Annotated in this window: 29 protein-coding genes; all 29 read right to left on the minus strand. The window is 35.1% G+C overall.

Features of this window, described 5'->3' with window-relative positions; genetic code table 11:
- Positions 1-167 precede the first annotated feature (167 nt).
- Positions 168-1,019, minus strand: a complete 852-nt coding sequence (locus tag G631_RS0116025) for a hypothetical protein (RefSeq protein WP_026490295.1) — start codon at positions 1,017-1,019, stop codon at positions 168-170.
- A 115-nt stretch (positions 1,020-1,134) separates the two neighbouring features.
- Positions 1,135-1,413 (minus strand): hypothetical protein, encoded by a 279-nt coding sequence (locus G631_RS19565; RefSeq protein WP_051197327.1) that lies wholly within the window; start codon positions 1,411-1,413, stop codon positions 1,135-1,137.
- Between the two features lie 49 nt (positions 1,414-1,462).
- Complete coding sequence (locus G631_RS0116035) at positions 1,463-1,813, minus strand: hypothetical protein (protein ID WP_035789986.1); 351 nt, start codon at positions 1,811-1,813, stop codon at positions 1,463-1,465.
- A 26-nt stretch (positions 1,814-1,839) separates the two neighbouring features.
- Positions 1,840-3,078, minus strand: coding sequence for a C-type lectin domain-containing protein (locus G631_RS0116040; RefSeq protein ID WP_026490297.1), 1,239 nt, complete (start codon positions 3,076-3,078; stop codon positions 1,840-1,842).
- A gap of 28 nt (positions 3,079-3,106) precedes the next feature.
- Positions 3,107-4,000 (minus strand): GAD-like domain-containing protein, encoded by an 894-nt coding sequence (locus G631_RS0116045; RefSeq protein ID WP_026490298.1) that lies wholly within the window; start codon positions 3,998-4,000, stop codon positions 3,107-3,109.
- A gap of 41 nt (positions 4,001-4,041) precedes the next feature.
- Positions 4,042-4,410, minus strand: coding sequence for an SMI1/KNR4 family protein (locus G631_RS0116050; RefSeq protein ID WP_026490299.1), 369 nt, complete (start codon positions 4,408-4,410; stop codon positions 4,042-4,044).
- A gap of 36 nt (positions 4,411-4,446) precedes the next feature.
- Positions 4,447-5,235 (minus strand): hypothetical protein, encoded by a 789-nt coding sequence (locus G631_RS0116055; protein WP_026490300.1) that lies wholly within the window; start codon positions 5,233-5,235, stop codon positions 4,447-4,449.
- An 18-nt stretch (positions 5,236-5,253) separates the two neighbouring features.
- Positions 5,254-5,454: a hypothetical protein gene (locus tag G631_RS0116060; protein WP_026490301.1), complete on the minus strand. Its 201-nt coding sequence runs from the start codon at positions 5,452-5,454 to the stop codon at positions 5,254-5,256.
- 20 nt (positions 5,455-5,474) lie between these two features.
- Positions 5,475-5,969 (minus strand): hypothetical protein, encoded by a 495-nt coding sequence (locus G631_RS0116065; RefSeq protein ID WP_026490302.1) that lies wholly within the window; start codon positions 5,967-5,969, stop codon positions 5,475-5,477.
- Positions 5,959-6,333, minus strand: a complete 375-nt coding sequence (locus tag G631_RS0116070; protein ID WP_026490303.1) for an immunity 22 family protein — start codon at positions 6,331-6,333, stop codon at positions 5,959-5,961. Before G631_RS0116070 ends, G631_RS0116065 begins: the two co-directional genes overlap by 11 nt.
- Positions 6,334-6,367: 34 nt before the next feature.
- Positions 6,368-6,862 carry a hypothetical protein gene (locus G631_RS0116075; RefSeq protein ID WP_026490304.1) on the minus strand — a complete coding sequence of 165 codons (495 nt, stop codon included), beginning with the start codon at positions 6,860-6,862 and terminating at the stop codon, positions 6,368-6,370.
- Positions 6,863-6,937: 75 nt separating this feature from the next.
- Positions 6,938-7,372, minus strand: a complete 435-nt coding sequence (locus tag G631_RS0116080; protein ID WP_026490305.1) for an SMI1/KNR4 family protein — start codon at positions 7,370-7,372, stop codon at positions 6,938-6,940.
- Between the two features lie 111 nt (positions 7,373-7,483).
- On the minus strand, positions 7,484-7,861 hold the full coding sequence (locus G631_RS0116085) for a DUF7674 family protein (RefSeq protein ID WP_026490306.1): 378 nt from the start codon (positions 7,859-7,861) through the stop codon (positions 7,484-7,486).
- 139 nt (positions 7,862-8,000) lie between these two features.
- Positions 8,001-8,507, minus strand: a complete 507-nt coding sequence (locus tag G631_RS0116095; RefSeq protein ID WP_026490307.1) for a hypothetical protein — start codon at positions 8,505-8,507, stop codon at positions 8,001-8,003.
- Positions 8,508-8,835: 328 nt separating this feature from the next.
- The gene (locus G631_RS0116105; protein ID WP_026490309.1) at positions 8,836-9,390 is read right to left on the minus strand and encodes an SMI1/KNR4 family protein; all 555 of its coding nucleotides are present in this window, start codon (positions 9,388-9,390) and stop codon (positions 8,836-8,838) included.
- 140 nt (positions 9,391-9,530) lie between these two features.
- On the minus strand, positions 9,531-10,031 hold the full coding sequence (locus G631_RS0116110) for an ankyrin repeat domain-containing protein (RefSeq protein WP_026490310.1): 501 nt from the start codon (positions 10,029-10,031) through the stop codon (positions 9,531-9,533).
- Between the two features lie 61 nt (positions 10,032-10,092).
- On the minus strand, positions 10,093-10,485 hold the full coding sequence (locus G631_RS20450; protein WP_026490311.1) for an Imm6 family immunity protein: 393 nt from the start codon (positions 10,483-10,485) through the stop codon (positions 10,093-10,095).
- A gap of 90 nt (positions 10,486-10,575) precedes the next feature.
- Positions 10,576-10,842 carry an Imm6 family immunity protein gene (locus G631_RS19575; RefSeq protein WP_051197329.1) on the minus strand — a complete coding sequence of 89 codons (267 nt, stop codon included), beginning with the start codon at positions 10,840-10,842 and terminating at the stop codon, positions 10,576-10,578.
- Positions 10,843-10,924: 82 nt separating this feature from the next.
- Positions 10,925-11,818, minus strand: coding sequence for a GAD-like domain-containing protein (locus G631_RS0116125; RefSeq protein ID WP_026490312.1), 894 nt, complete (start codon positions 11,816-11,818; stop codon positions 10,925-10,927).
- A gap of 22 nt (positions 11,819-11,840) precedes the next feature.
- Positions 11,841-12,548, minus strand: coding sequence for a hypothetical protein (locus tag G631_RS0116130; protein ID WP_026490313.1), 708 nt, complete (start codon positions 12,546-12,548; stop codon positions 11,841-11,843).
- A gap of 12 nt (positions 12,549-12,560) precedes the next feature.
- Positions 12,561-12,752, minus strand: coding sequence for an RES domain-containing protein (locus tag G631_RS21670; protein WP_442855818.1), 192 nt, complete (start codon positions 12,750-12,752; stop codon positions 12,561-12,563).
- Positions 12,692-13,195: a DUF4274 domain-containing protein gene (locus G631_RS19580; protein ID WP_051197330.1), complete on the minus strand. Its 504-nt coding sequence runs from the start codon at positions 13,193-13,195 to the stop codon at positions 12,692-12,694. The genes G631_RS21670 and G631_RS19580 overlap by 61 nt, the downstream gene beginning before the upstream one ends.
- A gap of 54 nt (positions 13,196-13,249) precedes the next feature.
- Positions 13,250-13,756: a hypothetical protein gene (locus G631_RS0116140; RefSeq protein WP_026490314.1), complete on the minus strand. Its 507-nt coding sequence runs from the start codon at positions 13,754-13,756 to the stop codon at positions 13,250-13,252.
- Between the two features lie 27 nt (positions 13,757-13,783).
- Positions 13,784-14,782 (minus strand): hypothetical protein, encoded by a 999-nt coding sequence (locus tag G631_RS0116145; protein WP_026490315.1) that lies wholly within the window; start codon positions 14,780-14,782, stop codon positions 13,784-13,786.
- 159 nt (positions 14,783-14,941) lie between these two features.
- Positions 14,942-15,916 carry a leucine-rich repeat domain-containing protein gene (locus tag G631_RS0116150; RefSeq protein ID WP_026490316.1) on the minus strand — a complete coding sequence of 325 codons (975 nt, stop codon included), beginning with the start codon at positions 15,914-15,916 and terminating at the stop codon, positions 14,942-14,944.
- A gap of 176 nt (positions 15,917-16,092) precedes the next feature.
- A complete protein-coding gene (locus tag G631_RS0116160) occupies positions 16,093-16,536 on the minus strand; it encodes a hypothetical protein (RefSeq protein WP_026490317.1) in 444 nt (147 codons plus the stop codon).
- A gap of 52 nt (positions 16,537-16,588) precedes the next feature.
- A complete protein-coding gene (locus G631_RS0116165; protein WP_026490318.1) occupies positions 16,589-17,323 on the minus strand; it encodes a hypothetical protein in 735 nt (244 codons plus the stop codon).
- Positions 17,324-17,417: 94 nt separating this feature from the next.
- On the minus strand, positions 17,418-18,248 hold the full coding sequence (locus tag G631_RS0116170; protein ID WP_026490319.1) for a hypothetical protein: 831 nt from the start codon (positions 18,246-18,248) through the stop codon (positions 17,418-17,420).
- A 69-nt stretch (positions 18,249-18,317) separates the two neighbouring features.
- Positions 18,318-21,452: an outer membrane protein assembly factor BamB family protein gene (locus tag G631_RS0116175; protein ID WP_026490320.1), complete on the minus strand. Its 3,135-nt coding sequence runs from the start codon at positions 21,450-21,452 to the stop codon at positions 18,318-18,320.
- Between the last annotated feature and the right edge of the window lie 70 nt (positions 21,453-21,522).

The raw sequence follows: 21,522 nt of genomic DNA on the forward strand, positions 1-21,522 counted from the left end.
AACAGAAGAACACAAACGCAAATACATTAAGACAGGGAAATACAAAAAGAAAAGCTAGTGCGATTCATCCCACAACCGATTTCATCGGAAGGGGTTTTCTCGCACGATGTTTATAAATATCTTCTTTGGCAACATTTTATTGTTGTTTCTTTTAACCACCACTAATGTCACGCTCCAAACTTGTCATATGTTATTCTTATTCTTATTTCTCCATTTCCATGTGGAACAATGGCATCTTCTATATAAGCTAATTCCACACAGTCTTCCTTCATAAACAATCTAGTATTGTCGAAACTCGCATTTTCATATGCCCTGTCAAAAACATTATCTTCGTTTATATCCGAAGCAAATTGCAACTGCATTTCTGTGTTCTCAATGTAATAATCATGCGTTGCTTCAGCAATTAAGGCTTTGAAGTCAGATTCTGAGCTTCCATAAAATGCCTCTATTTCAACTTTCTTGCCGCTTTCCAAATCATAAACATACTGACGTTCATCCAGATACGGGTGCGGTGCAGCAAATACTGTTATCTCAGAAGAAACATCTATAGTAAGCAAATTATCTTTAATAATATCGTAGCCAAAAACTCTGGTATTATACTTTGTAGCAAACTCTTCATCATGTATACTACAGTCATCTTCTGAGTTACCGTATATATCCTCGGCAGAAACAGATACTAAATCCTGATAAATCAGGTTATTAATATCATCCGCATACTGACTACATGAATCTGATATAACTATATATTCCTCTTGAGTTTTTAATACTACATTTCCACACTTCTCGCATGAATACTCTTTTTCAGAAGTAATTACTTTTAGGTCTGATACCTCATCTTCGACCATTTCATTGTTATTTATAATGTCAGCTTCTTCATCAATATTCATACCATCTAAAGAAACAGTTATAGTTGAAACGTCACTTTCAGAATCCTTGCTATTTTCTACTGCAATATTTGTACATGCCGTAACCATTATTGTTATAGGAATAAGAATTCCCACAAAAAACTTTCTTCTCATGAAAATACCTATCAGTTATAATAAAATTTAATCTCACTTACTGTAGATCTGCTGTCAAAATTTGATACTATTTTTCCCCAATCAAACTCTTCTTTCTCACCAATTCCATATCCGGCTAAAATAGCATCGTGAACCTTTTTTCTTTTTTTTCAGTTTCCCATGTGAATTCTTTTTCACAGTTCATAAGTGACAAACAGTAAATTCTTCCTTCTCTAAAGAAAAGATCAACCAAATACAGCCGTCCATCGATCACCTGTGCACCATCCAAAGTGATAATCCTAATTTCATCCTGATTAGTATAAAACTCTGTATTCTTAAACTCGTCAAAAGTGTATTCTGGACGAATGACCAATTTATCTGAAATGGTCACATTTCCATTTTTCCAATTATCCATACTTATTTCTCATTCCCAACAAATATGCAAAAGTCATTCCCTAGATATATCAGTTCATTTCCATCTGCTTTTCTTTAGCTTGCTTCAAAAGCACTTCTAGTTCTTCTTTATCAAAATACCCCTGATTTTCGGGCACAGTCAGCAAAAGCACTGGATGTTTTCTGATGAAGTTTTTTGTATTTTCTAGTTCCTCATCTTCACTCAATGGCCACTCACCATTCTTACAGAAAAACAGTACATCATTTGCATCTTTCTCAGATTTTTTCAGTTTTTCAAAATTTTCCTCTGAAATATCATAATAAGCAATTTTTCCTGATAATCCTTCTGCCCAAGATACCTTTAATTGCCCATCTATTTCTAATACTGCAAAACCATTTCCTTGATATATTATATTTTTCATATTTAGTATAAATATGTACCTGATTATCAATCGTACTCACAAACAAATCCAAGCTTCCCAGCATACTCCGGTGACACATTTAATATCCTATCTGGAGCATCAAAGATATAAATCATTCCATCTTCTTCAAAAAACTTGGCAAGGCCTACTTCCTGTTCGCCGCCTTCAAAAGACCACTCATTTTTGGTGTAATCATATCCTGGAGAATGGTAATCCCAGAAGTCATACATGCTTGGCATTACTTCCTGATAGGAGCCATCCTTATTTATCCATCTGAAACTGCAGAAAGTATCTCCTACCCATTCACAGGATCTGTAGCCAACAAAGAACGCCTTATCCGTGTGTCCCTCTTCTTTAATAAGCTCAGATATAACTTTTGCCTCATCTGTGCAAGTCACTGTTGCCAGATATCCACCTTTCTCAAGGCATATCTTTTGAGCATCGTTCCAAGAGCAGTCCTGTACAATTAGTTCATACTTATGGTCTGCAGAATACCACTTTCCATTCTCCAAAAGGTACAAGAACTCATCATATAAATAATAGTTGTTCGGCTGCTTACCCTTATCTACATCGTAGTACTCGGCAACATGAGCATTAAACTCTTCTTCGGTCACAGTTTCATCGCCCCATTCGTAAGTCAATGTATATGGGTAGTTCTCATCTTCTCCCATCTTTTTGAAATCTTCCTCAGAAACATATCTTATACCTGAAGCAATTTCTGTGAACACGCCATTTTCCAGCTTTGTGATACTGATTGGGTAATAATCCATATGTCCTGTATCGGTATAAATCAGGCCACTCTTTTCAATGTACTGGGATCCTATTCTTGAAAGATACTGCTCTACAATCTTGCCATCATAGTAAGTAATAACCATCTGACCACTAGCTTCTATGCCAGTATCAACGAAAAGCTCCGGAATATCATCGTCGTCCAGATAGATCAGAGTATATGAAAGTTCACTCCCACCATCGGCAAAAGAAATATACTCCGCACCAGTTCTTAAATACTCTGCATATGCTTTGCTCCACTCAGGAATATTATCTGGAGTCAATTCATTTGAAGTCTCTTCTGTAACTTTCTCACTCGCCTCGGCGCTGGTATCATCTACCACTGAACTACTCTCTGTAGCAATAGTACTTACTCCCTCTACAGAAGCCAATTCTTCCGTCACTTCATTTGAAGGCTCCTCTGGCGCCTGTCCTGCGCAGGCAGATAGTATTATTGGACATAGCAAAAGTGCCATGCACTGCTTAATTCTTTTCACTAAACCCTCCTCATCATGAACAGCTGTCTTACATGGAATGCTGCCTTATTTCTTCCTCAATACGATTTTTAAGTTCGCCAAGAGCTTCCTCTTCAGAATCAAAAGAAATCTCTCCATAGACTACTCCTCGTTCGCCTGTCTGGTAAACTACCCACATCTTATTAGACTCGTCATAATAACAGCCGAAGATATAGCCTGCATGGGATGGGCCATCTTTATCTATGTTAATGCCATAATACATTTTTCTTTCCCACTGCTGGGAATTCATTTCGCTGATAAATTGGGCTCTCGATAGTTTTCTTTCCCCTCTGTCACCGAAATACAATCTAAACTCCTCGGGCACACTATCGCCAAAAGGCCTTCTTTCTCCGCCAACAACTCCGATCAACCTATAGCAAATATCCAGAAATTTATCTATCTGTATATTAAACATTCGAAATGGGTCTTTTGTCCCACCAAGAATTACCATTGGCCTTTGAACAAAACAATCTTCATATTCTGTAATAGGGTCCGCATACATAACTTCTTCAAAATATTTCTTGTCCAACAGTTTGTCATAGGTTTTATCTGATAATTTATCAAAAAACTCTTCGATTGAATCTGCAATCCTTGAGTACTTGAAATTCTTATACTGAATCAGAGTGACGTGATCATTATCTTCCCACACAACCACGTCTCCAAGATAAGAAATCAATAATGGTATCGCATTGGCCCCATTAAAATAGCTCTTCTCAACTAATTCTCTATAATCGTCAGGATTTATCACCTTAAGAAAGTCTTCATAAAAAGAGCCAAATCCATACTCTTTCCACATTGAAATAACAGAGTTTGGAACAACACTCTTGTACTTTAATAGCAAAGATTCTTCTGCAGAATATTCCTGCTTAAAATCATTTAGTAATGTTTTGTTTATTTCAGCCATACTCGAAAGTTCCTGTTACATTTTACTTATTTCACAATGTCCTATTTTTCCACGAAAATCTTATTTGTGATACATGTTTTTATAAAATCATCATAAGATGAATACAATTCGAATATTGCCAATTCCTTTGATTCCATTGCCCTTTCTGAACTCCAATAAATAATTGAAATATTATGATTTTTGTAGTTTAAGCATAAGTAATCATCATCTAAAAAAGCAAACGGAATAATATTGTAATCAAATAAATCTTTCTGCTCTTTGTACGCTTCCAACATTTCATCTGGCGAAAGGACTATAAAATTATTCATCTCGCCATCTACTATAATGTCCATTTTCCTATTTGTTTCAATGATTTTCTTTATTCCTTCTGGTATATTTACATTCAATAATTTTTCAATTGTATATTTCATATTAATTACCTTTAAACAATGGAAATTGACTCACTGTCAGTATTTACAACTAGTAATAATATAGCGCTTAAATTCAGAGTAGCTACCAAAACGGTTTTTGTCATACACATCCTGAGCTGCCTGGTCAAATCTATAGTCTTCAAAAAGATTTTCCTTCCCCAGCTGCAAAGCACATGCATAAACAATATCCCTTTTGTTAAACGGTCCTATTATGTAGTTAAATGTCATATAGCCAACCGGGTCTTTTTCATAAATAAAAAACGATTCATTCTTTTGAAAATATCCTCTTATACCTATTTTTGACCTATCACCCAAAATTCCAAAAGCGTACTCCTTATCATATTCATTCCCCATCCTGTCTCTAAGCAACTTTCCAATCATATATGTGCTATAATAATCGTTTTTGACATATCTGATCATGGCATCGGAAACTTGAATTTCCTTAACAAATCCATCTCTTCCATCTTGAATGAATCCCTTTGTTTCAAATGATGGATCCTGGGTGAAAATTCTAATAGTATCACCATCTTTCCCGACTATTGGAAAAGTTTGTCCCATATAGTCACAGACTTCCTTTATGTTATAAAATTCACTCAGTTCTTCGATATCAACAACCTTTTTATAACATAGATACTTACCGAAACCATATTTCTCAAATCCATCTTCTTCAACAGGCTCTTTTGAATAAATCTCAACTAGCTTCTCGTCTTGAAAAGTAACTCTATCACTTTTAACAAAACAAGCCTCATATTTTTTTCCATTAAATACTGCATAAGTGCCAGTAATTACCTTTTTATCCTCTTCCGAATCAAAAAACTTCTCCATGCTTTACTACCATTCGTCTTACAATTTTGCTTTTCTCTTCTGTACTATAAGTTCTGCTTCTTTCTCAGATATTTCCTCGTAGTCACAATCTCCACCTATAAATTTCCTTAGAAGGCTTGATTTTTCAACCCAATTTCCTGCCTCATCAAGAAGATACACATACGCAGATTCTCTTTTTGCAACAGCATCACAATCATCAAATTTGTAGTATTTATACATTGTCTTCGCCATCCTATAGGTTAATGCTTTGTGCTAATCTCAACTTCATAATCTTCCCAAAATATCTGTTTGATTCGTGCAATCCAATTATCTAACTGTGGATTATCATTCTTTAATATTTCATATTTCTCATCAATTAGATTTGAAAATTTTGTATTTATTTCTTCTATGTTCAAATCTATTTTTGCTTCACCTTTCTGCTCTTTTTTATTCATGTACGAAATGATACGCTCAAGCCTCTCTAAAGATGGAAACCCATTTACTACTTCCATCAATTTATAAATGGCTTCCTTAAAGGCCACAGCTACTTGAGGATCATTATCTTCATCATATTTTTCATAAATGGCATCTATCACAAAATCAAAATGATGCCCTGCTCCAGGAAACGCCTCAATTCCATAGGTGTCCATTCCAGCAATAACAGCAGGGTAAATCATATGATTTCCGTTCAGATATGCTCTATGTGCCATATTAACTTTCGCTTTGGCTGCTGCCTTTAATATTTTAATATCCATCTACTACACCTATGAAATCCATATTAGATTCATGTGTTTTTTCACCATCATATTCGTACCTATACAATAGAATAATGCTGTTATACATTTTAATATCTCTGTCCTTCAGCATTTCTTTGAAAGCAGGTATAATTTCTTCATCTGCAGAAAAGCCTTCCAATAGTTCTTCAACATTGTCCGCCCCTTCATCAATCCAATCTGTTTCTATTGCATCCATGTCATATTTCTTTATCTCAAAAGTTTCCTGGAATTTAGATGGTATCTGATTACCATCCTCATCATATGCAACATTTATAAAAGCATTGAATTCAGCAGCGCTCTCAAAACTTCCTAGCCATAATGATACTTTATGTTCCCTAATCATCAAAAATCACATCCCATTTGAAGTTATTCCGTCTTTATACTCTGTGTGTTAAGATTAGCGTGATCAGTTCTTCCCTGGATAACTCGGCTTTCTGCGTTACGGGTTCAGAACAAACTACACCATCCTTCTTACTATATTCATATTCAACGCTAAAACTGCTGCAATCAGACAATTGTATGATTTTGTAACTTTCATCTCTCCCATTAGTTTCCCAACCGTTACCACTGACAGCACCAAAAGTCCCAATACAAGCCTCGCCATCCTCAATCCTATAAGGTCTTGATGAGGGGAATCCATCTCCTACTTCCCAAATATCATTATTTTCAACAAGGCAATCTTTGTATCCTACGTAAAATTTCACATTATAAACATCTGATATCTCTGTATCATCAATGTTTACTGTCTTTTGGAAAACATCACCTTTTTCCTCAAAAGTATAATCAACAAGCTGACCCTTTCTTGCCAAAACTATGGTTTTTCCACGAAAATGCTGATACCAATATAAGTTGTTATTAATTACTGCGTACATATCTTTTCCTTTTCTCAGTTTCTCCCTTTTTATAAACGGCATATGATTTGGGCCATACTGGAACTCATTTATAGCTTATAATTTCATATCTACATAGTAATTATCATCACTAATTAGTTTTAATAAGAAATCGCTTAAATTTTCAGCTATCTCAACATCATAGTAATATATTTTCCCATTATTATCCGGGCCGATTCCAATAGAAATATACGCGCTCTCATTAGCTTCAAAGAAAATAAGCTTGTCTTTTTCATATATTTCATATATATCCACATCAGGAATATACTCAAAATCACCTTCTTTAGCTCTGAAATCTCTTACAGAAACTGGATCCATAATACGATTGATATTACCTTTTTTTGAACTCAAAAAGCCATAACCAATCTTAGACCAAAATACCTTCAGTTCCCTTGGAAATGATAAATTCATTTCATTTTCACTCGCTATAATTTCATCTTCTGTAACATCGTAAAAGACATTGTCTTTTATTAATACAAAATCGTATTCCATATTTATTCTCAAATATTCTTTACTCTGTGTAGTTTTATAAGCCCAACAAATTCTTCTTTTCTAGATTTTCCTCGTAAGAAGCCTGCCTGTTGGGAGGCTTTGTTGGGATGTCTATACTTGTCTTCCAATTGCAAGATCAGCTTCTCTTTGAAGTTTTATCGTAACAGGACCCATATATTTCTTTGCAGTTTCTAAAATATTTTTTTCATTTCCTAATAGTTCTAACGCTGTTATTGAAAAAACATTATTTAAATAATCATCAGAATTAATACATACATCTTCAAAATAATCAAATATTTCTTTAAGTTTTTTCTCGTCATTATTTTTTTTCAAAAGATCAATGACTTCTGGCATAATTATTTCTTCAATAACAATTGTATCCAAGCGTTCTTCATACTCAGATATGTGTTTTGCTAGCCCTTCCCTAGTTTTAGGAAAAAAACTTATCATTTTCTCTAAAAAATTTTCTATTGTCACTTCTTTTCTCATCTATTTAAATAATCCTATCGCATATTCCAAATCGTCTCTAATGGCTTCTGCTATATCTAAATCATTTAGTCCTAGATTACCAGAATCTATAATCTTGGTTTTTATCGCTGTAATATACTTTTTACATAACTCTCGACAATTAAACAGCATTATATCTACTAAGCTTTACCAATCTGACAAATTCTTCTTTACTTACCGCGCATCTTTGCGTGATTTGCTTATCAAAAATCTCTCCTTCTCTTTTTTCATAGATATAATCTACAAAAAAGGCTGAACAGTCAGATAAACTTATTATTTTATAGCTATCTTCTCTTCCAAGCGATTTCCAGCCACCTTCATCGCAACTTCCGAAGACATTTAGGCATATCTCGTCTTTATCTATACTGTAAGGCCTATCTGATCGATTATCCTCATATATATACCATTCTTTGGTATCCTTAATATAAGAATCCGTATATTCAACATAATATTTTAGTCTGTAAACATCTGTAATTGTGCTATCACTCAAGGTTACATTCTTTTTAAAGGAACCATGCTTGGACGGTTCGAAGCCATCACATGCCTTATTATAATCAAATGTAAGTAGATACACTTCTCCTCTAAACTCTTCATATCTGTAAATTTCACCATCCACTAATGCAAACATTTTGATACCCCTTTTCTTCTAATCGTCAATATCTTAGAAGAAGAATAATTAGTACTACGAATCCCCAAATGTGTCATGTTTATTCCAATGGAATCTGCTAACTTTTTTACATCTTTATACCATTCATGTTTTCATTTTTTCCTTTAAAGAATTTCTTTGACTTTTTAATTCAGTCTGTGAAGCTGGCATATAGTTAATGATTTCCTCGTTCAATGCTGTCCCATCAAGATTCATAGCATGTCCGCAGTCATTACACTCAAGCACTATTTTCCCTTTGGGATTATTTATCTTTATATAACGCATATCTCCATTATTCCGAGATTAGACTTTATAAAATCACTTCCTCTTGAACCATACTCCCATATTTATCTATCTCTGCCTGCCATCCTCTTAGCATAGCATCAGTAAGCTTGTCCCCATGCCCATTGGCAATCAGTCTTGCTTTTCTCTCTTCAATAGTACTAACATGACCAATTTTCTGACTTTTACACTTACCAATAAAAGATTCAAAATCATTCGCCATCATTATATTTTTTTCTGAATCATGGTATTTAAAATAGATTGTCCCATCAGCAAGTTTTATACAGATATAGTCTCCCAAACTATTTTCTGCTATAGCTAACATGCCTTGCTCCAAAATTTCTTGAAAAAAATCTTCTTCTAAATTTTTATCAAAATCCCAATGATCTTCACATATCTTGTAACCAAAAAAACCTCTGACATCAGTTCTCCCTTTACCATTCCATTTCGTGTCAGGTGTTTCTCCACCATTATATTTTATTAAAAAAATCTTGTATGCCTCCGGTAGCTCATGCCCTATTATATTCACAAATTCATTAACATTAACTTCAACATTTTCTTTATTAAACTTAGATATAAGCATCTAATGCAGTCCCTCCGCCATCTGCCAAAACATCTAAACCATGTCTTATCCCGATCAAGAATCAATAATTTCCATCACTATCCCAGGCTAATTCAAACTTAAATCCAGATAATCCACTTTCCATCACTTTTCTTCTAAACTCACCCTTTGTTAATCTCTTTCAGATAATCCGCTATCTCGGTGCGCCCGTACTGCCTAGCATATTCGTACGCATCACAACTATCCAAATCACCAATTGCATATGAAACCTTTGTATCAATACCTTTCTCTACTAGAAATATGACAATATCATAATGACCATTATATATAGCTGCAAACAATGGATTTCTGTCAAAATCACTTACATCTAATTGAGCTCCGTTATCATACAACAATTCACAAATATCCATATAACCTTTAAACGCAGCTATTGTCATAGCTGAACTGTCTCTAATCCCGCCTTTTATATTTACATCCATACCGTTTTCCAGTAAAAACTTTACGACATCATACATTCCAGAAGATGTAGCCATATGTAAAAATGTTCCTAACGGAGTCACTGTATTTATAACCCCCTCATTATCATGAATCAATTTTCTTATAGCCTCTAAATCATTTTCTTTTATAGCTTGTCTCATAGTTTTAATTAACTCTTTATCCATCTTTTCTACCTTTTTATCATTCTCTCTTACTTGCTATCTAGCCTAAATCATTGATGTTTTACTATATATTAAGTTTTTCTAATTCAATATTCAGGTGAATAAATGTATCTTCTGACACCATTTCTATAGGCTCAGGAAAATATATTTGACCCGCTAATTCATATGCATAGCGACTTGAAATAGCAATTGAATCTATCGCACAATTAAATGCGGCAACCCTTTTTTCACTTTCCTCCTGCTCCTGCAAAATAACTAGACCATAATCATCGTTATCCAGTAGATCATACAATTTCTCAGCACAATCTACACATATCGTTTCGCCTTCAAACTGCAATAATTTTTTTACTAATTCTATACCTCTCAAAATAACTTCTTTTTCTTGCCCAACAAAAAGTTCTTTTATTTTTGTCAATACTTCTAATTGTCTCTTCACCTGCTCTTTTGTTATATCCATAGCTAAAATACTTCTCTCTTATTAAAAAACCTTAAACTTCCCACTAGGATATCTTCCTTTCCATCCACATGGAATATGACCTGACTCATGTCAAAGTGTAATAAATAAATCTTTTTTCATTTGCCCTTTTTCTATAGTATCTAAACAAGATAATATTCTATTCTGAATCAATGAAATCTCCTCCTCCGTAATAAACGAAGTTTCAACTGCACTTTCCGCCAATACTAATAAGCTTTCCTCTCTTATACCTTCCAATGCTTGTGGTAAATATCTTGTTTTTTCCTTTTTATACTCCATCCACGCTATGTAAGATACTATATCAACAAGCAAACACCATAATTTAGCTAAATATATCATTAACACCTGCTTTAGCAATAATCGCTATATTATTCTGTTCAGCAAATTCCTTAATATCCATTCTTCTTCCTAAAATCCAGGATTAATCCAGATTGTTTTCTATCTCATTTAAAACCCGTTTCTTAACTTCTCCCAATGCCTCTTCTTCTGTATCAAAGGCTTTTTCAAATCCGCACATTCCCCTATCAAGCATTTCATAAGCTATCCACTTACCTGTTGCTCTGTCGCAGAAACATCCAAGCACATACTCTGCTCCAGTTTTTTCCTGACTACTTATATCAATGCTATAATGCATCTTATAATTCCACTGTTCAGTTTCCATCTCCTGAATAAACTGTGCTCTGGATATTTTAAGAGTACTTGGATCAATATAGTAACTTTTGTAATCCTCAGAAAGAGGAAATTGCAGCTCCTTTTGTTCCTTTCCTACCACTCCAAGTAATTCCTGAATCACATCAAATAGCCTTGGAATCTTCACCTGGAATAAACTCTCTTCTTTTTTTCCCCCAGAAAAATAACTGAGTGGCATGGAAATAAGGCATTTTTCATAAGCAATGCTGCGACCGCCCGATATGAACTCATGGTAAATATCCATATCAAATATCTTGTCGTATCGGTGGCACAGAAGATCATCACACAAGTTTTCAAAAGAATCCGCTAACTTCTCTGTTCGAAAGTCCTTAAACAGAATCAGGTTGAAAAAGGAATTCCCTTCCCAAACAATCGCATCCCCAAAACATGTGATAAAAACTGGAATTGCTTTTTCCCCATTAACGTACATTCTGGCTATCTGCTCTTTATACTCATCCGGATCGACCATCTTAAGATAGCCCTCATAAAATACGCCAAAACCGTACGTTTTCCACAGATCTAATATCTGCGTTGGCAATCTGCCCCCATATTTCTCTATAAGTGATGCTCCTGCTTCAGTATGGAATTCATAATCGTTGAATAATTCTCTTATTGCGTCCGTCATTATTGCAATACCTTTTCCCTCATCACATATCACTTTTAGGTTTTTTTGCTTTTCTATCTTTCATAATAGTTTCAGCTTCTTCGGGTGTTATTTCTACATAATCACAATCACCACCAATAAACTTCCCAATCAATGACATATCTACTACCCATTCATTATTCCTATTAACATACTCTATAGAAACACCGTTTCTTCGCATCATGCCATTACCAACTCTAAATTTGTAGTACTGATACTCATTGTCCCCGTTTTTAATCAAATCGGAATAATTCCTTTGTAGCACATCACTGACTAGTTGATTCTTCTCATCATCCGTAAGTCGATTCCACTTCTCATGGCTAATCTCTTGAACTTCCTCATCAGTGAATTCTTCTTGCTCAGCCATAACATCTTCAAAATCTGTAGAATTACAATTTGTGCAATGTCTTTTTACGTTGTTAAACACAACCTTCTGATTATCTATCTCGTCACATGTTATTCCAAACGTTTCTTTTAAAATCTGATTGCACTTATTATCTGATACATATTTTCCTTCTTTTCTAAAACTAAGAGAAATTCGCTTTGAAAACTCTTCATAAGTTTTATCTGTAATCAGATTCACAAATGCATACTTATCGTTTCCTAGATATATAAGTTTTTTTCCGTATTCATAATCTGATAGATATCTAAATTCGTTTACACATCCGCAAGTTTTACAACGAACATATTCTTTGCGTACTCTAATATTCATTAAATACTCCTTTTATCCTATAGGTGTCACTATCCTAGGAGAAACAATCTCATCAAAATTGTCAAAAATAACATAATTTTTTCCAGGGCCACGGTAAGATTTAAATATAATAGCATCATAGTGTTGCTCTCTAGCTAATTTACCTATCTCTTGGCATTTCTCTGTTGATGTAAGTCCTGATTTATAATTCCATTGTTCTGCCACCTTAGAATGTTTTCGCCTTCAATATTGGAAATAAAAATGTGTTCTTGTTCATCTAGCAACTTAGCAAGCTTATAAATCTGAATCTTCGTTAATGGCGCAGAAAATGCAATGTTTCCGGTCTTATATCTCCCAGTAGTTATATCTGTGTAAAGCTTTTTCATAAAAACAGACCATTCTGAGCACTCGTGATTATCTGCTTTTTCTGTAATATATGTATACCCATTTGCCAAATAAAAAATCATGAGAGCAGTAGCCAGTTCACAGAACCCATTTTCTAGTAAGGCCCTTGGTATTTCAAAACCATCATCCCAGTTGTAGTTGTATGCAAATATATGAAGAATATTAGGATTACGTTCTTTAGATATAGCACTCAATACATGTTCTTTATTTGATTCATAAAGTAATAATTTGACTGTAGTAATAATACTATCATCAATATTCATTATTTTATCCTCTCCATACTTCTAATCCATAGATCAATACTAGCCCCTTGACTCTCAAATATTCTTTACTCTGTGTTGTTTTATAAGCCCAACAAATTCTTCTTTACTTACCTCGCATCTTTGCGTGATCTGCTTATCAAGAATCTCTCCTTCTTTTTTTTCATAGACATAATCTACAAAAAAGGCTGAACAATCAGATAAACTAATTATTTTATAACTATCTTCTCTTCCAAGCGATTTCCAGCCACCTTCATCGCAACTTCCGAAGACATTTAGGCATATCTCGTCTTTATCTATGCTGTAAGGCCTATCTGATCGATTATCCTCCAATATATACCACATTTTTTCATCTCTGATATAAGCGTCTTCATAGCTTACTAAAAAATCTATATCATAGATATCAGTAAGCGAGCTGTCCTTAGACGTGATTTCTTTTACATAGCATCCATTGCTATTCAAGCTAAAGCTGTCATCCACCTTACTATTATCGAATGTAAAAAGTTTAGCATTTCCCATAAATTCATTGTATCTATACAACAGTTCATTCATTACAGCAAACATATTAGTTACCCTTTCATTCTCAAAAATTTAATGTAACTTCGAGTTTATTCTATCTGTCATCTTATTAATATCTAATTTAAAAGAATGACTATCATCTTTTTCTAGATTTTCCTCGTAAGAAATGATATTCTTCATTAGCGTTATTTCATACTCTGTATCTGCCTGCTCTACTGCTTCCAACAAGCATTTAGCGTAATTCACATCAATCTGGCAATTACGGTCATTACTATACAGATTATGAATCACCTCGAGTATTACAGGATAACAATGGCCAGCTCCATCAAACATCTCTACAAAGCCTTCTTCTCTACCCAGCAGAAGTTTTATAAAGTTACCCTTGTCTCCTTCTGAATATCTTTGATTTGCAGATTTTACTTTTACTTCTATCACTCCTATAAAGAACTCAATCTGTGAAGTTGCTTTCTGATAGTTTTCATATAGCTTTTCTATCACGTCATCACTAAGTAAATCGAAATCCAAACCTCCGCCAACATACTTACGAAGAATCTGTCTTGGATTTTCCTGTTTTACATGAGAGCGAAGAATCTCTATTCCATACTTATCTCTGGCGTAGCTTATCTTTCTTTCTAACCAGAGATCAAATCCCAAATCTTCTCTTTTGTATGCGTCATAATTATCTGTAATAAGGTTATTAAGTTTATCCAAAACCTCATCAAGGCCTATGCAAAAACTATTGGTGCCTTCTTTTTCTTTCTTAGCTTCATATATGATGACATTCATCAAAATACCTAAACCTTGCTTAGCTTTAGAAACCTGTAGCATCTTATTTAATGCCTCTTTAAATCTGATGTCCAGTTCCAAAGAACTGTCTTCTTTATGCAGCTCATGCATTGCATCTATAATCAAATTGTACATATGATTCCCACCTGGAAAGTGTTCTAGTTTCCAAGAATTAATACCACTTAACAATGCAATAAACACCATATCGTTTCCTCGTGCATAAGCATCTAACGCATCCTCCACATATGCCTTTGCGAACATCTTCGTAAATTCTATATCTGGCATAATTCCTCTCTATTCTCCTTATTACTACTCTATTATTAAAGTTGGTATATTACATATTCAGTTCCTTCTATGAGTGATTTGAATATAAGTACCAGTCACCGCGAACTAAAAAAGAGCCAGCCCTCCAGCATCAGTAGAAGGAAGCTCTTTAAGATTTTATTAATCTGTTTTCTCTACCACATTTATCCCAAGTGCTGATGCATCATTCCAGACCGTGCTATTAGGTGTAGCCATAACCGTAATCTTTCCATAGCCATACCTTTTCTCTTTAACATTATCAAAATAATGCTGGCCTTCATCCATAAACATTAAGGTAATATAGTTCTCAACATGACTCAATTCAAGCTCAGAAAACTGATAGCTTGCTGGATATACTATCACTTTAGCACCGATAGACTCCGTATTTCCACCAACAGTCCCTTCTGGAATATTCACAGGATCGTCAGTGCCATTATAGGCATATAAAACTCTGCCTACCATAGCGTAATCTCCGCATTTACGAAGCCATTTGGTTTGTTCAAATGCATCACTTTCTACATATTTAACTGATGGCTCACCATTAATCTGAACTTCTCCCAGATTATGACACTGAAAAAAAGCATTTCCTTCAATTCGCTCTACAGTGGACGGTACTGTTATATCATATAACGACATGCAATCAGCAAAAGATGCTCCACCAATCTCTACGAGTCCTTCTGGAAGATGGACATCTTCAAGCTTCTCGCAATTCATAAAAGCTCTTGTACCTATCTCAGTAGCTTTACCGCCATCTTCAAAATACACCTCTTTTAGTGAACTGCATTTATAAAAAGCTTCCATACCTACTTCTGTCACAGTATTTGGAACGTAGAGCGTTTCTATTTCATCGTTACCTTCGAATGTTCTGTCATGTATCTTAGTTATCTTCCACCATAGTATCCTGCGAGGAATCTTAATGTCTTTCTTGGAGCCCATATACCTTACAATAGTGCCTTCATCGAAATTAAAGGCCATAACCCTATAATCCCCAATTTCGATGGTATTCCCATTAGCACTCATGGTTTCAACCACGTACAAAAAGAAACCTAAATATATGACAGCTACAATAATAATGGCAAAAAGTATTCGTTTAGCAGTTTTCTTAAATCGATCCATGTAAAGGCCTCTATCATATTTCTAATAACTGAAACTTCACAATTATTCTACCAGTTAAGATATCCCATTCCTTCTAGCATAATCTATTACAGCGCTTTCTTGAGGAGCTATCAGTATTATGTTTTTTTTCACATAAGCAAAACTAAACACATCAAACTCATATTGTATTATTCTCTTCATTCCTTAATTATTTCCCAAATATATTTACCATACTCATCACTTATTTTGTAAATTTCATCGTTACTTACCATAATATAGTAACCATATTTTTTTCCTTCCGTGACATGATAAAGATAATAAGGTCCTATAATTTCGTCGTCTTCACTAATAGTATAAAAAGAAAGATCAACGCATAATAATGGGAATCTACTCGTTCTTATATCGCAACGTTTTGCACTAGATAACATTTTCATTATTTCTGAAATTTTATCTTGATCCACAAGTTCGACTTTCCTTTGTTCCCCAAATAGGCCTAATTCCATCTTATTAACACTACTTGCTTTTGGTAAGTCCAATCTAACATATGAGTTGTATTTAATTATTCCACCAAATGCTCCAATCATCATAATAACTATACATATAATAAATACCGTTGTTTTATGCGCTTTTTGTACCTTCATACTGCCCTATCCTAACTTTCTTATTTTCACAATAATTTCTATAAGATTTGGATTATTCTCCCCAAGAATGCCGTCTTCCACCATTTTCACGGTAGCAAGCACTATAGAAAATGAAATAATCCTCGGATAAGGCCTTTTCAAGATCTTTTTTAGAATTCACTTCCGTTAGATAATCTGCTCTTAGCTCATAGAAGCCCTGTGGAACAATTGGATTACTATCTATGTCTTGGTTTAAGTCATACTCGTAATTCACATTATTAAATTGAACATCTGAAACCTCTTCATCATTTATATAGTATTTAACAGTTTCTAGATTATTTGCTTCATATGATGACCATATCGATAAAAGCGCTTTGTCTAAATATATTGTCCTGTTACTTATTGAAAATATATTTTTGGTAAAATACACATCTTCATCCTTAATTGTACGACACGCCTCAAAAAAACAATTCTTTCCTTCCAAATAAGCAAATGTCCTACCTGGGCTATCATAGAAATCATATCCGTCTATGCCCAGCTCTATGACTTGATCATTGGCATACTCATACATAGTTATTCCATATTTATCACCATCTTTACGAAGAAGTGCCATCTCATATATATCATCTTCATCAAGGCGAATAAGAGCTACTTTATAGCCTTTCTTCTGATTTGACAAAAACTCCTTATATGCATTTACTTCTGCCTTATCAATTGACTGATAATTATTATTTTTTTCTCTATCAGTGCATCCCATTAAAAATACTGCAAACAGCAAAACCAGCGATAGCAACTTTACTTTTCTCATATTATTATGACTCCCCTTTTTCAACTAATAGCAATCAATCTTCTTTCATTTGAACCTTCTTATGTCTTCAAAACGCAATATCTAATTTACAAATTTAGGTTCCCCAGGGGTGTGGTTGTCCTTCATTTTTATGATAGGCACTGCTGTAGAAATAAAAGTAATCTTTAGATAATGCTTTTTCCAAATCCTGTGTTGAATCTACTTCAGTCAAGTAATCTGCCCTAATCTCGTAGAAACCTTCGGGGTGACTTAAATTTCGATCAAGATCTAAATTTAAATTATATTTTTTGTTATTAAGCTCTTTATATTCTTCTCTTGTTATTTCTTCACTATCAAAATAATAGCTTGCAGTATCCGGATCTTGAGTTTCATATGACGGCCATAAATAAGAAATAGTATGTTCCAAATAAGGCTGCCCATTTTCCATAGAAAAAATATCTTTAGTATAAAGGGAATCATCCCCTTCGATTCTAAGTCGTGAATAATAAAAACAGTTTTGTCCTTCGAGATACGCAAAAGTCCTGCCAGGGCCATCAGTGAATGATACTTCATCCACATTAAGTTCTACAACTTGCCCGCCTTGATACCCATACAAAGTTAATGGGTACTCCGCATCATTCTTAGAAAGCAAAGCCATTTCATATACATCATCTTCATCAAGGCGAATTAGTGCTACTTTAAAACCTGTTTCTCTGTTTTTTTGTGGATTCTCTAATTTTTCTGTCAAGAAAAGCTTATATGCGTCTACTTCAGGCTTTGATATAGAATAATGCTGATAATTGTTGTCTTCTTTTTTGACAGAACACCCCATCACTAGTATTACTAGTAATGAAATAAACATTATTTGTTTTACTATTTTTATCACGCATTTCGTTTTGTAATCACAAATCATTTCTTTATTAGTACTACTCGTTCGCCTTTTCATCTTCTAGCTTGTCCTTTATCTTATATTGTTCTTTTCTGAAAGTGACGTGTCTGTCATTGTATACTTTCCTTACTTGATTCCATATGCATTTTTCAGTTCTTCACTAACCTCTATACCCTCAAGGATTTTGCCGGCTTTGGCCAGTAAATCTTCTACCGAATAATGCTTAAAGAAGCCTACTCTGTAATCTCTATTGTCGTCAAGGCTACAGCACAGGAAGGTATCTGTGTCCTGATGATAGCCGATACTGCTGTTAATCTGTGCCAGCCTCAAATAATTTTCCAGACTGACCATGTACAACGAATATTGACTACTTATGATCATGAGTTCCTGGTCATAGTCATATACAAATTTCAAGTTCTTATCCGAAATAGATCTTGTAGATTCTGTAAGCGCAGTCTTTCCAATAAGCTCCCCATTGCTATAGTTGTATCTAAAGAGTTGTCCATTATCATAAAGTACCATGAACATTTTGGGAGCATCAGAATTATCAGGTGCATAAATGCTGATTCCAACTGGCTTAACATCAGGACAGGCAATGGTAAAGAGAGTTTCGCCATCAAGACTATATACCTGTATCATATTCTTATCAGTCATGGCAACAATCTGGTTTTCAGGATCATATACAATCTTATCTGTCAGTTCCCAGCTCTCAGGATGTGTATAAGAAGTAACTTTTGAAGTTTTAAGATCCAGCACTTCGTCACCATTATAATTACTCATGAAGATAAGATCAGATTTACTATAAAACTCCAGCCCAAGGCTTGAACTTGCCCGATACTGTGTTGCCACAACTTCCTGGTTTTTTTTTCTGTCAATGTCGTACATTTTTATGATCTTTTTATCTTCGTCACTGGCAGATTCATAAACAAACTTGCCTGCACTGTAGGATATTCCACAGTATATACTGCCACAATATTCTTCTAGTAGTGTTGTGCAAGAGTCATTAACGCAATCTGCCTCAATAATAGATATTACCTTGTCATTGCCTCGTGTCAGGTATACCTTTCCATCATAAATTCCCTGCAGATCAAAATCGCGCTCTGAAAGCTCCTCACTTGAAATGACTGTCTTCCCGATATATTTTTTACCCGCAGCGTCGTAGAGTTGGACTACCAGGTCATCTCCCTCTTTGTCCAATACCGCCGCATAATCACCATCCAGTATAGTTGAGCAGCTGTTCTTATCTTCAATAACAGCATCTTCGATAAAAGAAATATCTTTATCAAAAACTCCATCCTCATAGCCTATTATGGTATTGCTACCCTGCTTGTGCGCCCAAAGGCCTCTTCCGGTAATTACCTTATCAAGCTCGTCAGTAAAGAAATAAGAAAGGTTCAAGGCATCGTTACCTTTTGCCTGATCAGCACTGGCCCAGCCGCCTCTCCACGTAATGCAGATAAACTTTCCATTTCCGCTGTCTATAACTTTGATAACAGGCTCAGTTACATCAAGATCGTACGTAAGCTCCCCAGTATCAAGGTTCCATGCTCTGCACATATTGGCGCAGCCGTAGGCTACCTGCCCTCCATCATCGAACAGTTCAAACATGCTCTTATGAATTACTCCGCTATATTCAAAGTCGTAGTTCCACTTAACTGTCATGTCTTTACTGCTGATGCAGTAAATATACCTATGATCTTTGGATAAGTAGCTCTGATTCCACAAACTGCTATTGCTATTAGAACTGTCATCTATAGCAAATATGACAGTTTCTGAGTTCAGCCAGGTAATGTCATAGACGTTTTCGCTACTTACATCGTATCCTTCTATCAATTCAGTTATGCTTATATGTCTAAGCTCTCCAGTTTCAAGGTTATAAAAAGACAAATATTCCCCATGTCCCAAATTGTTATAATCAATAGCCACAAGTTCTTTTCCATCAGGAGAAAGTTTCATGCCAGCGAAGCTTCTAAGATCATTTCTTGCCTCCTTATCTGCCTGAACTTCATATATTTCCTGAGTCTTGCCATCTTTGACCGATATCTTATACAGGCCATTTTCATATGATGAAACATACAGATAATCACCAGACACAGCGCAATCGCCGCCTGATATGATTCCTCCCTCAAATGGCTTCTGCTCCCAGACAGTTTTTCCACTCTTAGTATCAACTGCCTTTAAGAAATCACTTCCTGCAAAAAGAACTGTGTCATCGTTGAGATATTTAAAAAAGTCTATAGTATCCTCGTCAGCTTCGTTGTGAAAGACTTCTTCATGGGTCTCAGTGTTCCAGACCTTAAAATTTTTAGAAATATCTTCTGCACAGATTGTAGTCTTGTCTGGAGACAGATTGTAATCAACAATCATATCTGGCATTGTAAAAGTCCATGTGGCTGCAATACTAGTGCTAGTCATTTTAGTTCTATATGCATAAGTAGCATTAGTAAGAGCACTTACTGCTTCAGGAACAATCGGCCTTTCAGGGTTGTCCTCATCTGGAAGAGCTGCAACTGCCAGCTGAAGAGCCTCAATCCTCTCCTCATTATCTAAACGCTGAGATGACTCTGTGGCCAGAAACCTAGACTGATTTCTAAGGGACTCAAGATAATTGTCATGGATCTTTTTATTGCTGTAGATCATGTATGCGCCAAATCCTACAGCCACTGCCATAAACATAGCAAAAAAAGCAGTGAGCCGTTTCATTTTAAACTGCCGCTGCCTGTTAATTAGTTCATCATAAGGGCATCCAATAAGAGCTGCCACCATCCTCGGGACTTCTGCACTCTTTATTTCTCTTCTGGGAATACGATAGTCACATGATAGTGGTTCAACACTCTGCATGATAGTCTCTGTCGTACCGTCCTCTTTCGTTCTCTCAGCTTCTACTTCCTGCAAGATCCTGGGAATCACATCTTGAGGTTCCCCCTCTGCCAGTACCGTCAGAACATTTTCTCTTGGATGATTCTGCAAAAAGAGCTTTATCTCCCTCTCTACCCAGGTGGATAAACAGGTACTCTTTGAGCACAGCACAATAAGATATTCCGAGTTCAAAAGAGCTTCCTCAATTGTGCCAGATAGATTACTGGTAATCGGAAGCTCATCCTTATCTCTAAATATACGTTCAATCCTCTTGTACCCTGTCTTTTTCTGAACTTTTCTCGGAATATGGTAATGTTCCAAATCCTTTTCTATCTGAGCTGCTATCTTGTTGTCCAGCTCAGCATGTTTATAAGAAATGAATGCGTTATAATGTTGCCCCATTGGTTCCCCTTATATTGTTGTCTTCTTGAAAAGAGCTTCCTTCTGCTCTGCAAATATCAACAGAAGGAAG

Origin of the sequence: Butyrivibrio sp. XBB1001 (genome assembly GCF_000424505.1) — a bacterium.
Classification (GTDB): Bacteria; Bacillota; Clostridia; order Lachnospirales; family Lachnospiraceae; genus Butyrivibrio.

Excerpts from the sequence above, each read along its gene's own strand:
- G631_RS0116110 (WP_026490310.1), bottom strand. The coding sequence starts at position 10,031 with ATGGATAAAGAGTTAATTAAAACTATGAGACAAGCTATAAAAGAAAAT.
- G631_RS0116025 (WP_026490295.1), bottom strand. The coding sequence starts at position 1,019 with ATGAGAAGAAAGTTTTTTGTGGGAATTCTTATTCCTATAACAATAATG.
- G631_RS0116050 (WP_026490299.1), bottom strand. The coding sequence starts at position 4,410 with ATGAAATATACAATTGAAAAATTATTGAATGTAAATATACCAGAAGGA.
- G631_RS0116150 (WP_026490316.1), bottom strand. The coding sequence starts at position 15,916 with ATGGATCGATTTAAGAAAACTGCTAAACGAATACTTTTTGCCATTATT.
- G631_RS0116165 (WP_026490318.1), bottom strand. The coding sequence starts at position 17,323 with ATGAGAAAAGTAAAGTTGCTATCGCTGGTTTTGCTGTTTGCAGTATTT.
- G631_RS0116065 (WP_026490302.1), bottom strand. The coding sequence starts at position 5,969 with ATGGATATTAAAATATTAAAGGCAGCAGCCAAAGCGAAAGTTAATATG.
- G631_RS0116175 (WP_026490320.1), bottom strand. The coding sequence starts at position 21,452 with ATGGGGCAACATTATAACGCATTCATTTCTTATAAACATGCTGAGCTG.
- G631_RS0116145 (WP_026490315.1), bottom strand. The coding sequence starts at position 14,782 with ATGCCAGATATAGAATTTACGAAGATGTTCGCAAAGGCATATGTGGAG.
- G631_RS0116130 (WP_026490313.1), bottom strand. The coding sequence starts at position 12,548 with ATGAATATTAGAGTACGCAAAGAATATGTTCGTTGTAAAACTTGCGGA.
- G631_RS0116075 (WP_026490304.1), bottom strand. The coding sequence starts at position 6,862 with ATGTACGCAGTAATTAATAACAACTTATATTGGTATCAGCATTTTCGT.
- G631_RS19565 (WP_051197327.1), bottom strand. The coding sequence starts at position 1,413 with ATGGATAATTGGAAAAATGGAAATGTGACCATTTCAGATAAATTGGTC.
- G631_RS20450 (WP_026490311.1), bottom strand. The coding sequence starts at position 10,485 with ATGGATATAACAAAAGAGCAGGTGAAGAGACAATTAGAAGTATTGACA.
- G631_RS0116035 (WP_035789986.1), bottom strand. The coding sequence starts at position 1,813 with ATGAAAAATATAATATATCAAGGAAATGGTTTTGCAGTATTAGAAATA.
- G631_RS19580 (WP_051197330.1), bottom strand. The coding sequence starts at position 13,195 with ATGAATATTGATGATAGTATTATTACTACAGTCAAATTATTACTTTAT.
- G631_RS0116045 (WP_026490298.1), bottom strand. The coding sequence starts at position 4,000 with ATGGCTGAAATAAACAAAACATTACTAAATGATTTTAAGCAGGAATAT.
- G631_RS0116105 (WP_026490309.1), bottom strand. The coding sequence starts at position 9,390 with ATGCTTATATCTAAGTTTAATAAAGAAAATGTTGAAGTTAATGTTAAT.
- G631_RS19575 (WP_051197329.1), bottom strand. The coding sequence starts at position 10,842 with ATGATATATTTAGCTAAATTATGGTGTTTGCTTGTTGATATAGTATCT.
- G631_RS0116160 (WP_026490317.1), bottom strand. The coding sequence starts at position 16,536 with ATGAAGGTACAAAAAGCGCATAAAACAACGGTATTTATTATATGTATA.
- G631_RS0116055 (WP_026490300.1), bottom strand. The coding sequence starts at position 5,235 with ATGGAGAAGTTTTTTGATTCGGAAGAGGATAAAAAGGTAATTACTGGC.
- G631_RS0116095 (WP_026490307.1), bottom strand. The coding sequence starts at position 8,507 with ATGTTTGCATTAGTGGATGGTGAAATTTACAGATATGAAGAGTTTAGA.
- G631_RS0116060 (WP_026490301.1), bottom strand. The coding sequence starts at position 5,454 with ATGTATAAATACTACAAATTTGATGATTGTGATGCTGTTGCAAAAAGA.
- G631_RS0116080 (WP_026490305.1), bottom strand. The coding sequence starts at position 7,372 with ATGGAATACGATTTTGTATTAATAAAAGACAATGTCTTTTACGATGTT.
- G631_RS0116070 (WP_026490303.1), bottom strand. The coding sequence starts at position 6,333 with ATGATTAGGGAACATAAAGTATCATTATGGCTAGGAAGTTTTGAGAGC.
- G631_RS0116140 (WP_026490314.1), bottom strand. The coding sequence starts at position 13,756 with ATGTTTGCTGTAATGAATGAACTGTTGTATAGATACAATGAATTTATG.
- G631_RS0116125 (WP_026490312.1), bottom strand. The coding sequence starts at position 11,818 with ATGACGGACGCAATAAGAGAATTATTCAACGATTATGAATTCCATACT.
- G631_RS0116170 (WP_026490319.1), bottom strand. The coding sequence starts at position 18,248 with ATGAAAAGGCGAACGAGTAGTACTAATAAAGAAATGATTTGTGATTAC.
- G631_RS0116085 (WP_026490306.1), bottom strand. The coding sequence starts at position 7,861 with ATGAGAAAAGAAGTGACAATAGAAAATTTTTTAGAGAAAATGATAAGT.